Source organism: Bradyrhizobium sp. SZCCHNRI3052, from assembly GCF_032484895.1.
Lineage (GTDB): Bacteria > Pseudomonadota > Alphaproteobacteria > Rhizobiales > Xanthobacteraceae > Bradyrhizobium.
In genome coordinates, this window is record NZ_JAUETW010000010.1 from 291287 (window position 1) to 303660 (window position 12374).

Genomic DNA, 12374 nt, shown 5'->3' on the forward strand with positions numbered 1-12374 from the left:
ACGCATTGATTGAAGCATTGAAAGACAGAGCATGACACTATCCGCCGGCGACTGGGTCGAAGTGCGCAGCAAGGAAGAGATCCTGGCGACGCTCGATGCCAACGGGCGCCTCGAAGGGTTGCCGTTCATGCCGCAGATGTTCAAATGGTGCGGCCAGCGCTTCCAGGTCTACAAGCGCGCCCACAAGACCTGCGACACGGTCACCGGATACAACACCGGAGAGTGGCTCGGACGGCGCCTCCCCAACGCGGTGCATCTCGAGCATCGCTGCGACGGCGAGGCCTATGGCGGCTGCCAGGCGGCCTGCCTGATCTTCTGGAAGGAGGCGTGGCTCACCCCGGTCGATCCGGCCAAACCAGCGTCGGCCGGCCCGGATCGCGCGGCTCCCCTTCCGCCGCCCGGCGGCTGCACGGTGCGCGCGGTGTGGGATGCGACCAAGTCGCCGGACCAGCAGCCGGGAAAGGGCCCGCGCTACGCCTGCCAGGCGACCGAGCTGCCGACCTACACCCAGCCGCTCAAATGGTGGGACGCCCGGCAATACGCCGAGGACATCGCGTCCGGCAATGTCTCGCTCGCGAAGATGTTCCGGGGCTTCCTCTACTTCGCCTATGTCGGCGCCACCATGGCGCGTCGTCCCCGGCTCGGCCGGCCCGCGCGCTGGATCTACGACCGCGTCCAGTCGCTGTGGGGCGGCGTACCGTTTCCGCGCAAGCGCGGCGATCTCCTGACGGACAAGGACGCGCCGATCGCCGATCTCGGGCTGCAGCCCGGTGACCTTGTCCGCGTGCGACCGCACCAGGACATCCTGGCCACCATCGACAAACAGACCAACAACCGCGGCATGGGCTTCGACGCCGAGATGGTGCCCTATTGCGGCAAGGTGTTCCGGGTGCGAACGCGGGTCGAGAAGTTCATCGACGAACGCACCGGCTACATCCGGCGGATGAAGACACCGGCCGTCATCCTCGACGGCGTCTATTGCCAGTCGCGCTACAGCGAGAACCGGTTGTTCTGCCCACGCGGCATCTATGCGTGGTGGCGCGAGGTCTGGCTGGAGAAGGTGCCGGCCACCGCAATCGAGCGCCCGCCGGCAGAGGAGATCGTCGAACTTCCCCGACGGGCGGCCGGCTGACCGCCGGGCGCAGCGACGCATCGCGGCCAAGCGCCGATCATCTCCTCGCCGATCGGATATCGATGCGCCCTTCGCGGCGAGCGCCTTCGGCCGCCGTTCACCCCAGTGACAGCTTGCGCGCGACGAATGCCTCGGCATAGCGCTCGGCGGCGCGGCATTCCATGCCCCGCAACCGCGCCAGTCCCATGAACGTTTCCGGGTCGAACCATTGCTTGGAGCGCTGGCTGCCGAAATGCGCCATCAGCAGCGCGACCTTCCGCTTCATGATCCGCTCGGAGACGGGCATGTAGACATTGGGCCGTCCGAGATCGCCATCCCATTTCGGAATCTCGTACTCCAGGACGAGATGATCGCGGAACGTGTTCCAGACCAGGCGGTTGACCTGCCGATGGTCCTGATGGGCGTCGTCGCGGCGGTGGGCGAGGATGACGTCGGGATTGATGCGGCCCTTGAGCTGCTCGAACCAGGCCTTGATCTCCTCGCCCTGCTCGGGGAAGAAGCCGTCGCGGAACTGCATGATCTCGAGATTGCGGCCGGCGGCCTCGGCGAGGAAATCGTCGGCAGACGCCCGCGCCTCGACGCCGCGCTCGCCATTGCCGCTGAGCACGCACCAATGAACATCCAGGCGGATGCCCTGGTCGAGCCAGGACAGCAGCGTGCCTCCGGCGCCGATCTCGATGTCGTCGGAATGCGCACCGAGGCACAGGACCGACAGCCGGTCGCCGCGACCGGCGAGCTGCAGCGCCCTCATCCGTTCACCACAGCCGGAAGGCTGGAGCCGAGATGCCAAGGCGTGTCGCCGCGCTCGATCATCTCCTCGAGCACCTGGCGGTCGCGGAGCGTGTCCATGGCCCGCCAGAACCCTTCGTAGCGGTAGGCCATCAGCTCGCCGCGGTCGATCAGCCGCTTGAACGGCTGTACGACCAGCTCATCCCCCTCCTCGATATAGTCGAAGATCTCCTTGCGGAAGATGAAGTAGCCGCCGTTGATCCAGATGTTGGAATCATTGCTCGCCGCCATGCGGCCCACGGTGCCGTCGGCGTCGAATTCGGCGAGGTGGAAGCTGATCGGCGGATGGATGGCGATGAAGCAGCCGATCTTCCCGCTGCGCTTGAAACGATCGATCATCTCCGGCAGCGGCGCGTCCGTCAGGCCGTCGCTGTAGTTGGCGAGAAAGATCTCCTCGCCCTCGACCATGTGCCGGACGGCCCGCAGTCGCTGGCCGATGTTGCGCCAGATGCCGGTGTCCACCAGCGAGACCCGCCAATCCGGTGGGCGATCGCCCAGCAGCTCGACCTTCCTGCCGAACTGCGAGATCGTACAGTCGGTGGTGGACGCCTGATTGTAGTTCAGGAAATACTCCTTCACCACATTGGCCTTGTAGCCCAGGCACAGAACGAAATCCCGGTGCCCGTACTGGCTGTAATACTGCATGACATGCCAGAGGATCGGCTGATGGCCGATCGGGATCATCGGCTTCGGAATGCTGTCGGAGTATTCCCGGATCCGCGTCCCGAGTCCTCCACAGAACAATACGACCTTCATGGCGCGACGTCCTTCGGGTTCTCGATCGTTGAAATGAGCATCATTATCTTCCAATCTCGCCGGCCGGCCTCGGAGACGGCTCGCCGTGCCCTCGTTTCGCCCTCCCGACTGCGCGAGGAAAACCTCCCCTGCATTCGGTCTGCTGCGGACGTCACCCGCGTCGCGGGCGCCCGGCTCCGGATTAATAATCCAATTATATTTATTTTTAAATGCCGTTCTTGGCGTCCGGCATTGAAATATCCGCCGCACGAACATTAATCCGCCACACCGGCATTTGCCGGGACCGCCTGGAGGGCGCGCGCTCCGCATCGTTTCCGCGCTTCAAGAACCGCCATTCCGGTGTCATCGGCCTCGTCGCGGTATCGGGAGATGATCCGCGGTATCGGGAGATAATCCGGCGGCGCGAATAAATCCCAATGGCAATTTTTAACTGTTTAAATTAAATACCAAAACATATAATGACGGCTAACCGCTATTTAACCGAGTTTCGAACACCGACATCCCATGCATTACGTGGATCAGCCCGAGACTCTCGACCGAAACGGAATGCCGACCGTCCTCGTGGAACGGCAATTCCAAGGGCGCAAATGGCCCGTCCACTACGACTCGGTGGAGCCCTTCGCGATCGTGGCGGACATCGCAACGATCACCATGTCGAGCGTCCTGTCCGGGTTTCTGTATCACCTGCAGGATGCGGCGGGCGCCAACGACGTCAGTAAATCGCTCGGCCTGGCGATCCTCGTGTCGGCACTGTTCGTCTCGCTGATGAAGATCCGCGGGATGTACCGGCCGGCCGAGCTGCTGATCCTGCCGCGCCAGATCCGCGCGGCCTGCCTGACCTGGGTCACGGCGTTCCTCGTGTTGGCCGGCGCGCTGTTCGCGCTCAAGATCGGGAGCGAATTCTCACGCGGCAGCAGCATCGTATTCGCGATGCTCGGGCTCGTGGCGCTGATCCTGCATCGCCGGACCACCGCCTATCTGCTGGCAAAGGGGCTGGCGGAGAGACGGTTTTCGGGCCGCAACATCGTTCTGATCACCGATGAAGCCAGCAAGGACAACCCTGGACTGACCCAGGTGCTCACCGACACCGGCTTTCGCGTCCAGCGACACTTCCTGCTTCCCGAGCCCGACGCGGATCCGGATCAGCGACAGCGGATCGTCTCCAGCGTGATCGACTATGTGCGCGGCTCCGACATCGAAGAGATCGTCGTCGGCGCCAATCCCGAACCCTTGTCCGACCTGCGCACGCTCGGCGCCGAGCTGAGAGTCCTGCCGTTTCCAGTGAGTTTCGTGCCGCTCGGAACGGCGTCGGACCTCTTCAAGCGGCCGTGCCGCGAGCTCGGCAATGCGGTCTGCATCGAGCTGCAGCGCGGCCTGCTGAGCCCGCTCGAACACGCCACCAAGCGGCTCATGGATGTCATGCTGGCGGGCATCGCGCTGGCATTGATGTCGCCGCTGCTGCTGCTGGTGGCGATCGCCATCAAGCTCGACTCGGCCGGGCCAGTGCTGTTCCGGCAGCAGCGCTGTGGATTCAACGGCCGATCTTTTCAGATCTACAAGTTTCGCACGATGTCCGTTCTCGAGGACGGGCCTTCGATCGTCCAGGCCCAGATCGGCGACAGCCGGTTCACCCGGCTCGGGACCTGGCTGCGCCGGACCAGCATCGATGAGCTGCCGCAGCTGCTCAACGTCCTGGACGGCAGCATGTCCCTGGTCGGCCCGCGCCCCCACGCATTGGCGCACGACAACGAATTCGACAAGCTCGTGCGCAACTACGCGTTCCGTCGCCGCGTCAAGCCCGGACTGACCGGCTGGGCGCAGGTGCATGGCTGCCGCGGCCCGACGCCCACGCGTGCGTCGATCGAACAGCGCGTCGAATTCGATCTCTGGTACATCGACAATTGGAGCCTGTCGCTCGACATCGCGATCCTGCTGAGGACGCCGATCGAGCTGATCCGCGGCAACAATGCCTATTAGGCGCATTCGCAACGGATGATGACCGCGAGCCCATCGGCGGAGCCGTGCGGGCAGATCGGACCGATTTCAGGGTTTTGGCCGGCGGATCGCAACATGGGCGTCAGACCGCTCACATGTCGCTCCCCAATGCAGACAGCGCGAATCAGGCGCCGCATCGACGCGGCACGTCGCTCAAACTAGGAACGGGCCTGACTGAAGCTACCTCGATCAGGCGCGCTGACGGCGACTTTTCGAAGCGGCAGCCCCATTGATCGCAAACTCCTCGATCCGATGCCCGGTCTTGATCGCCGCCACCAGCCAACGCGGCTGCTTGCCTCGGCCGGACCAAGTCTCGGAGGTCTGCGGATTGCGATACTTCGGCAGCACGCGGGGATATTTGCGCCGCGCCTTGCCGCTCGTGGTGTAGGACTGCCCACTCTCGCTGCCGGCACCTTCGATGGCACCGCGGCTGCGGTTGAGAACCGCCAGTCGACGTTCGAGCTCGCGCTTCTCCGACGTGATCCTCACGGCGAGGATCTGACTGATCTGCTCGTGGAGAGACCAGAGGTCATCGAAGGACATCGCCTCGAAATCGATCTTCTTGGTGGACATACAGCGACCTTTGTCTGTGATCTCTATCCTGCCGGATTAACGTCATATAATTCGGTATTTCGTTCCGCAAGTGGCTCGTGGTCGGAAAAACTGAATATTTGAGTTATACCACCCCGGCCAAGCCAAATGGTTGTAACTCAAATAAAGTGCAACCTGCAACCCCGTTTCCGAAACGATGTCGCGCCGCCTTCGAGATTGCGGCAGCATTCGTCTGCACGCCGGAAGAAGCCGCCGAATCAACACGATTCTGCGACGAATTCGCAGCATATTACGGCAAGACCGCGTCAAAGTGACGTAGTTTCGATGATCGAACTTGCGCGTATTTGATAGCTGATATTCTCCCCACGCCATGGTTTTCAAAGCTGCCGCGGCGGACTTACAACCTATTCGAGCGAGCACCCTGATAACCCGGACCGAGATATTTTTGCATGCGCACAAAATGTCGCGAGAGCGAGTTTAATTGAGCACGCCATCGTGAATATGCCGCAAAGCCGCCGACATTGTTCCGGCGAATCAAACGCCTTCCCCAAATATTGAACCCTTCAGGAGCGTTCGCGCGAATCAGACTCGCTCACGTCGCGCCGACAGCATCCGGGGGGCGCGCGGCGTCAGACAGGCACACCATCGGCAGCGGAACTAACTGCCGCTGCGATCGGCCGTGAGGTTGAGGACGGCTGCGGACACCCGGCGGCCGATCCCGGCACCCGTTGTCCAAAGTCATCGCTCGTGGGGGCTACGTCAGAGGCCCGTGCGCCAGGTGAAGCGGCAGCATCGCATGGTTCGCCGCGATATGGTTTCCGGCCCGTCTCGGAGCGCCGTCTTGCGGGACACGACGGCTGAAAACGTCCAGATGACATCCGGCCGTCGAGCGCCACCGACAGCCGCACTGGGCGACCTGATGCGTCATCAGGGGTCAATGCCGAGCGGCTGTCGCCTCGCGCCGGCAACCGGCGCGGCCATGACGGCCGGCCGGCGCGGCGATCAAATTCCGATGCGATTATTTCTGCTGCCTGGTTCGACCCGGCACCGCCGGCCGGGGCGGAATCAAGTGCGCCGTCCCGCGGCCGTGCCGCGTGGCCATCGGGCGACGCCTGGAAGCCGTGGACTTCTTCGCGCGTTTGCCGAGGCTGCTGCTGATGGATTGGATCTCATCGAGCAAGGCATCACAAAGCTCGATCTGCGACCGCAGCGCGGATTGCTGCGAACGGCCCGACGTTGGCCGGCCGAAACGTAATTTGGCAAGGCGTATTTTATTCAGCGATTTCAGGACGGCCTTCAAAGCGCTACCGCCGCCACCCATCTCAATATCCTCAATCAACGCGGCACCAAGCTCGTCACACAAGGACGGACCCCACTCGTTGGCGAGTTTCGAGGGCTTCTTCGCCGAATGCCGCCGAACCGTCATCGCAACGATGCACGAATTCGATTTTCGGCATTAAATTAACCACTCGCGACAAGTTAATTTACCATTTGACATCAAGACATTAAATACTTCTAGCGCTCGCTGCGGTTTGCAGTAAAATGCTACCGCATTGCCAGAAAGGTATTTTTAAGTACCTTTCGTCCGGTACAATTGAAGCTTTAGTTTGTTCAGTCTACCCTTTTATGTCTCCGACCGTGCAGAATCGTCTCTACACAATTAATTTAATTCTAGATTACGTAAGAATACGGTGCGGAGCTGCCCATTTAATCGTCTGCGCGATGATCGACACTCCCCGAACGCGGCTGGACCGGCCGAGCACCGCCCTTATCGGCCATCGCGGCCGCCATCTTGCGCCGAGCTTGACCATGACTCGATAGAGCGGAGCGTCCAGCACCGTTCGGAGACGTCGAGGAAGGGGCCCAGGTTACCACAACATGGGCCGCGCCGGCGCCCCGCACACCAGCGCGCGGCGGTACAGCACGCCCCGGGGCGTCTCGACGGCGACGCGCCGAATGCATCCGGGATGAATCGCGAGATTGTAATGAAACGGAGTGGCCTCGAATGCCCCGTGCAGCCGGCAGAGTCGGCTGAGATCCGGCCCGCACTCCGTCAGCGGATAGAGGCCGCGCGCCGACGCGGGATCGGATAGGCCCGTGAGGGCGATCGCGAAAGCGCCTGCGGCGATCCTGATCACGTTCGACAATTGCGTGCTCCGTTGCAAACAGCCTCAAAGGCTGGCGCAGCAGCATAGACTTGATCGGCGGCCTAGGACAACCGGCCGCCCGCATGCGGTCCCGCCGCCCGCACGGCCTTCGAATCTCGCCGATTACAGAGGCGCCTGGGCGGCGCGGGTTTGCCTCCCTCGGCTGTCCGGCTGCCTCGGCTCACCGACGCGCTGCGCGGACTGCGATGTCGTCGCGCCTGCTCGAGCGAAGCGACTCAGGCTAACCGTTGCGCAACGGCTTTGTGCTTAAAATTGCTCGGGTTCTGTTAGGTCGAATGGATCATCCCTTCACCGTGGGACCCTCCTGGCGGCGTTGACAGCCTTGAGTGGTAATATGGTAATGTCAGACTGTGGCCTAATTGGCACGGCCGGGCAAAAGCGGACCAACCGGAATGGCGGTGCGCTTTCGTCCGGTATGGCTGCCGGGTAGGTTGAAACAAGTAGGACGTTCTCCCTTCTTGGTGAGGGAGCAGCGTGGGGAACGTATTTTTGCTGTATTTGGGGAAGCGTTTGAAAGCCTTGATCAAGCCGCCCGGGTCGACCGGTGGCGGGGCTGCTGTGCGCAAGAGCGCAGCGGGCCCGAAGGGCTTTCGTGGCCTTCGCCGTGGCTCGCGCGCGCTCTTGACTCTGGCGATCCTGGCGCTTCTGCCAGCCTGCTCCCTGCTTCCCGGGACGGGGCCGACCAGCGACGCAGTGAGCGACAATGCCACGGCCAGCGTGCGGTCGAATACGGCGCTCCCCTATGCGCTGGTCGACGTCAGCCCCGAGACGATCGGCTTCCTGTCGCAGCCCAACATGGTCACGTTCCAGGGCGTGTTTCCCGACAAGCGGCCGAAGCCGGTGCAGCTCGCCGGCATCGGTGACGTGCTGAACGTGTCCATTTTCGAAGCCGCCCCAGGCGGGCTGTTCACGCCGGCCACGGCCGCCGGCGCCCGACCTGGCAACTTCGTGGATCTGCCGGCGCAGGCGGTGGACCAGCAAGGCAATATCCGCGTTCCCTATGCGGGCGAGATCGCCGCCGCCGGCCGGACGCTGCCGCAGATCGAGCAGGAGATCGTCCTCCGGCTGCAGAAGCGCGCCCTCGAGCCGCAGGTCGTGGTCAGCCTGAACCAGCAGCATTCCAGCGTGGTGAGCGTGCTCGGCGACGTCAACACGCCGGGCGTGCTGGCCCTCAACAGCGTGGGTGAACGCCTGCTGGCGGTGATCGCGCGTGCGGGCGGCCCGAGGCACGAGGCGATCGAAAGCTACGTGACCCTGCAGCGGGACGGCAAGCGCGTGCGCGTGCTGCTCAGCCGCGTGGTGCAGGATCCGCGCGAGAACATCTTCATCCGCCCGAACGACGTCATCTACATCACGCGGGAATCCCCGACGTTTACGGCCCTCGGCGCCCTCAACCAGAACGTCTTCGGCTTCAATTCCGAGATTGCGTTCGATACGGAGACGCTGACGCTGGCCCAGGCGATCGGCAAGGCGGGCGGCCTGAACGACCAGCAATCGGATCCCGCCGAGGTCTTCCTCTATCGCTACGAGGAGCGCCCGCTACTGCAGAAGCTCGGCATCGATACCAGCCGCTTCATCTACGACCGCATTCCGACCATCTACCACGTCAACCTGCGCGATCCCTCCGGCATGCTGCTGGCTTCGGGCTTCCAGATGCGCAGCAAGGACGTGATGTACGTCGCCAATGCCAAGGTGGTCGACTACTACAAGCTTCTGACCCTGATCAACAACACGGCAACGACGACGTCCAACACGGCCACCGCGGTGATCAACGTCAACACGGCGACGAAGACCCGGTGGTGAAGCGCAACGGCGGGCCGGTAGCGGCCTGAACGGGAGCGGCGGGCCGGAGTCCGCCCCGCTCAAGGTTGCGGCATCGGACGGCCGTCGTGTGACAAGCCGTGACAATCCAGCCAATCGCCGCGACCAAACGACACCGGCGGTGCATCCGGCCGCGACATCGAACGCGCAGTATCCCTCTGCAGGCGACACGATCGCCCGCGCGAACGAATTGGGAGACTGACGTGAAGACATCCATCGCGACATTTCTGCTCGTGGCAGTCCTTTCGGCGGCAGCGGCGGTCGACGCGAATGCCTGGACCCGCAGCGGCTCGGTCACCGGACCGCGCGGCACCACCTCATTTGGCGGCTCCGGCAGTTGCTCCGGGGGTGCCTGCGCCTGGCAGGGTGGCGGCACGGGTCCCGCCGGCCGCAGCTGGTCGCGCTCTGGCTCCGCGAGCTGCAGCGACGGCAGCTGCACCCGGCAGGGCCAGGGCACGGGACCGCGCGGCAATTCCTACAGCTACAGCCGCACCGTCACGCGCTGAGCGGACGCCGCGGCGCCGCTGGCCGTGGTCCTCCCGAAGCAATTGACATCGCCGGTCCGCTTGCTGTTCCGGAGCGGACCGGCACGCCGTCTCCATCCGATGACGCCGGACACGCGCCATGCCCATCCTCCCGTCCCTGCCCCCATCGACCCGCATGATCGTGCTGCTGACGGCGGTCGGCTTCATGACGCTGGAATATGGGCTCGGCCGGCTCGCCGGTCGCGAGACTCACGACCTGCGCGAGACCGCAGCCTCGTTCGCCATCGCGGTCGGACAGCACCTCATCCGCGCAATGGTCGCGCTCGTCGCAGCCGTTCCCTTCATCATCGCCTATCGCCACAGGATGTTCGATTTCGATCCGAGCCGGCCGCTGGCCCTGCTCGCATTGTTTCTCGCCAGTGAGTTCGTCTATTATTGGCACCATCGCGCCTCGCATCGGGTTCGCTGGCTGTGGGCCACGCATGCCGTGCATCACTCTTCGACGCATCTGAACCTGACGGCGGCCATTCGTCTCGGCTGGACAAGCGAGATCTCCGGACATTTTCTGTTCTATCTGCCGCTGGCGCTGCTCGGCTTCCATCCGCTCGCGATCATCGCCGTGCTCGGCGTCAATCTGCTCTACCAATTCTTCATCCATACCGAGCTCGCACCGCGTCTCGGTCCGCTCGAATATGTGCTGAACACGCCGCGACATCACCGCGTCCACCACGCGGCCAACGCGTCCTGTCTCGATCGCAATTATGGCGGCATGCTCATCATTTTCGACCGGCTGTTCGGTAGTTTCGCCGAGGCCCCCGCCGGCGAGACCTTGCGCTATGGCCTCATCGGCGTTGAACCGAGCGTCAATCCGTTGCGGATCGCATTTGGCGAATGGCTTGCGATCGCCCGCGATCTCGCGGCAGCCCGGAGCTGGGCGATGCGGCTGCGCGTGCTGATCGCTGCGCCCGGAGAGAAGCTCCACCAAGGGGAGTCCCCCGCCAGCCGAGAAGGATGCTCATGATGTCACATCGCCGATCATTCATGGCCGCCATGGCGGCCGCTCTGCTCGTGTCGACCACGGCGCTCGCCGCCGAGCGCGGCATCATCCTCGATACAAGCGACGGTCCGCGTCATGCGCTGGTGATGACCACGGGCAGGACGCCACAGCCGACCGTGATCGTGCTCCATGGCGCGCTCGGCAGCGGCGCCGGCACCGCCCGCACGACAGGCTTTGCCGAAGCCGCGAGAGCCCATGGCTTCGCCGCGGTCTTTCCCGACGGCGTCGACCGGCAATGGAATGACGGCCGCGACGGCCGCTCCGGCGGTCCCGATGATGTCGGCTTCATCCGCAACTTGGTCCGGCAGCTCGTCGCCGACGGCACGGCCGATTCCCGGCGCATCTATCTCGCCGGCATCTCGAATGGCGGCATGATGAGCTTCACCCTGGCCTGCAAGGCGCCGGAGCTGTTTGCCGGCATCGGCACGGTGATCGCCAACATGCCTGAAGGCATCGAGCCCTGCACCGCGCGGCCGGTGCCGGTGGTGATGATCAACGGCACGGCTGATCCCATGGTGCCCTATCGCGGCGGCGAGGTCGGGCTGCGCGGCGGGCGCGGCCGGGTGTGGAGCGCTGAAAAGACGGCGGAGTTCTTTGCGCGGCGCGACGGTTGCAGCGCACGCCAGGCCGTGGCGCTGCCGCATCGGGATCTCGCCGGCGACACCTCCGTCACGCAACTCAGCTGGCGCGATTGTCAGGTGATCGGCGGCGTGTCGCTGTATCGCGTCGAAGGTGGCGGACATGCCCTGCCCGGCCGCCGCCCGCTGGCGCCGCGCCTGCTCGGCCCGAGCAATTTCGACATCGATGCCGCCGAGGTCATTCTCCGCGCGTTCGATCTCGCGCGCACGCTGTAGTCCGGCAAGTCTGAAGGCTCCGAGCGTGCCGAGACGGAGCGGTCACCAGTGGGCACGCGAGCTCAGGCGGCGATCGTCGGCGTGGTGTTCGGTTCGCGCGGCAGCTCTGCCTCGCCGTGCGAAGGAAGATTCTCACCGCGGATGCCGAGCGGCGGTCCGATCCACAACGCGTGCGCGGTGTGATCGGCCAACGGCTCCGTCGTATTCGGATGCACGAGCACGCTGAGGCGGCCATGATTGAGCATCAGCCATGGCACCAGCGCTGGAAACACGTCGACCGCGAAGGCAACTTGATACATCGGCCGCTCGTGAGGCCCGACCAGCGCGTCATGCCAACGCCCGAGCGTCACGAGGAAGCGGTCGGCCATCCACTGCCGCAGCTGTGCCGCTTCGGCTCGAGTGGCATCATCGAAATAGATGTGGGCATGAAAGCTCGCAATTGCGCTCAGGCGATGCGACTGCGCTGCCGAGGTCGTTTCCATCCGCGCCTCTCGATCGATTCAACCGCGTTCGATCAATTCAATCACGTTGGCCGCACAGGCGAACCGATGCGGCGTGGTCATCCTAGCATCGCAGCCTGCCCTCGGTCGCGCCGCGAGTCATCGCCGGCGGACGCTGGCCTCGAGATCTCGGCGGGGCTCGAGCTTCGACCCCGGCAGCATGTCGCCGCGCGAACGACCGCATCAGGACAAACGACAACGCCGCGCTGAGGTTTCAGCGCGGCGTTGTTGTTTTGGGTTGTGAAGAGGGGATGTCCTTTGCAGG

12 protein-coding genes are annotated in these 12374 nt (G+C 64.0%); 6 read left to right on the top strand and 6 right to left on the bottom strand.

Annotation, left to right across the window (positions count from 1 at the left end):
- Positions 1 to 31: 31 nt before the first annotated feature.
- Entirely contained in the window at positions 32 to 1132 is a 1101-nt protein-coding gene (locus QW887_RS25460; RefSeq protein WP_315717390.1) for a hypothetical protein, read from the top strand.
- Positions 1133 to 1229: 97 nt separating this feature from the next.
- Here the strand turns inward: QW887_RS25460 and QW887_RS25465 are convergent, their stop codons facing one another.
- Together QW887_RS25465 and QW887_RS25470 are read right to left on the bottom strand one after the other, a co-directional pair.
- Positions 1230 to 1883 (bottom strand): PIG-L deacetylase family protein, encoded by a 654-nt coding sequence (locus QW887_RS25465; RefSeq protein WP_315717389.1) that lies wholly within the window; start codon positions 1881 to 1883, stop codon positions 1230 to 1232.
- Positions 1880 to 2677, bottom strand: a complete 798-nt coding sequence (locus QW887_RS25470; protein ID WP_315717387.1) for a glucose-1-phosphate cytidylyltransferase — start codon at positions 2675 to 2677, stop codon at positions 1880 to 1882. Before QW887_RS25470 ends, QW887_RS25465 begins: the two co-directional genes overlap by 4 nt.
- A 504-nt stretch (positions 2678 to 3181) precedes the next feature.
- On the opposite strand from QW887_RS25470, the gene QW887_RS25475 reads away from it, so the two are divergent.
- Positions 3182 to 4654 (top strand): undecaprenyl-phosphate glucose phosphotransferase, encoded by a 1473-nt coding sequence (locus QW887_RS25475; RefSeq protein ID WP_315752488.1) that lies wholly within the window; start codon positions 3182 to 3184, stop codon positions 4652 to 4654.
- 207 nt (positions 4655 to 4861) lie between these two features.
- Here QW887_RS25475 and QW887_RS25480 read toward each other — a convergent pair whose 3' ends face one another.
- The 3 genes from QW887_RS25480 to QW887_RS25490 all read right to left on the bottom strand — a co-directional run bounded on the left by QW887_RS25480 (position 4862) and on the right by QW887_RS25490 (position 7362).
- A complete protein-coding gene (locus tag QW887_RS25480; protein ID WP_315717385.1) occupies positions 4862 to 5245 on the bottom strand; it encodes an H-NS histone family protein in 384 nt (127 codons plus the stop codon).
- Between the two features lie 997 nt (positions 5246 to 6242).
- A complete protein-coding gene (locus QW887_RS25485) occupies positions 6243 to 6650 on the bottom strand; it encodes a hypothetical protein (protein ID WP_315717384.1) in 408 nt (135 codons plus the stop codon).
- 442 nt (positions 6651 to 7092) lie between these two features.
- Positions 7093 to 7362 carry a hypothetical protein gene (locus QW887_RS25490; RefSeq protein WP_409977967.1) on the bottom strand — a complete coding sequence of 90 codons (270 nt, stop codon included), beginning with the start codon at positions 7360 to 7362 and terminating at the stop codon, positions 7093 to 7095.
- A gap of 723 nt (positions 7363 to 8085) precedes the next feature.
- Here QW887_RS25490 and QW887_RS25495 point away from each other — a divergent pair.
- The 4 genes from QW887_RS25495 (at position 8086) to QW887_RS25510 (ending at position 11609) form a co-directional block, all read left to right on the top strand.
- Entirely contained in the window at positions 8086 to 9195 is a 1110-nt protein-coding gene (locus QW887_RS25495) for a polysaccharide biosynthesis/export family protein (protein WP_315717382.1), read from the top strand.
- Between the two features lie 221 nt (positions 9196 to 9416).
- On the top strand, positions 9417 to 9719 hold the full coding sequence (locus tag QW887_RS25500) for a hypothetical protein (protein ID WP_315717381.1): 303 nt from the start codon (positions 9417 to 9419) through the stop codon (positions 9717 to 9719).
- Between the two features lie 118 nt (positions 9720 to 9837).
- Positions 9838 to 10719: a sterol desaturase family protein gene (locus QW887_RS25505; protein WP_316195261.1), complete on the top strand. Its 882-nt coding sequence runs from the start codon at positions 9838 to 9840 to the stop codon at positions 10717 to 10719.
- Positions 10716 to 11609, top strand: a complete 894-nt coding sequence (locus QW887_RS25510; protein WP_315813941.1) for an alpha/beta hydrolase family esterase — start codon at positions 10716 to 10718, stop codon at positions 11607 to 11609. The genes QW887_RS25505 and QW887_RS25510 overlap by 4 nt, the downstream gene beginning before the upstream one ends.
- Positions 11610 to 11671: 62 nt before the next feature.
- Here the strand turns inward: QW887_RS25510 and QW887_RS25515 are convergent, their stop codons facing one another.
- Complete coding sequence (locus QW887_RS25515) at positions 11672 to 12091, bottom strand: DOPA 4,5-dioxygenase family protein (RefSeq protein ID WP_315827751.1); 420 nt, start codon at positions 12089 to 12091, stop codon at positions 11672 to 11674.
- Between the last annotated feature and the right edge of the window lie 283 nt (positions 12092 to 12374).

Excerpts from the sequence above, each read along its gene's own strand:
- QW887_RS25460 (WP_315717390.1), top strand. The coding sequence starts at position 32 with ATGACACTATCCGCCGGCGACTGGGTCGAAGTGCGCAGCAAGGAAGAG.
- QW887_RS25465 (WP_315717389.1), bottom strand. The coding sequence starts at position 1,883 with ATGAGGGCGCTGCAGCTCGCCGGTCGCGGCGACCGGCTGTCGGTCCTG.
- QW887_RS25510 (WP_315813941.1), top strand. The coding sequence starts at position 10,716 with ATGATGTCACATCGCCGATCATTCATGGCCGCCATGGCGGCCGCTCTG.
- QW887_RS25475 (WP_315752488.1), top strand. The coding sequence starts at position 3,182 with ATGCATTACGTGGATCAGCCCGAGACTCTCGACCGAAACGGAATGCCG.
- QW887_RS25480 (WP_315717385.1), bottom strand. The coding sequence starts at position 5,245 with ATGTCCACCAAGAAGATCGATTTCGAGGCGATGTCCTTCGATGACCTC.
- QW887_RS25470 (WP_315717387.1), bottom strand. The coding sequence starts at position 2,677 with ATGAAGGTCGTATTGTTCTGTGGAGGACTCGGGACGCGGATCCGGGAA.
- QW887_RS25515 (WP_315827751.1), bottom strand. The coding sequence starts at position 12,091 with ATGGAAACGACCTCGGCAGCGCAGTCGCATCGCCTGAGCGCAATTGCG.
- QW887_RS25505 (WP_316195261.1), top strand. The coding sequence starts at position 9,838 with ATGCCCATCCTCCCGTCCCTGCCCCCATCGACCCGCATGATCGTGCTG.
- QW887_RS25485 (WP_315717384.1), bottom strand. The coding sequence starts at position 6,650 with ATGACGGTTCGGCGGCATTCGGCGAAGAAGCCCTCGAAACTCGCCAAC.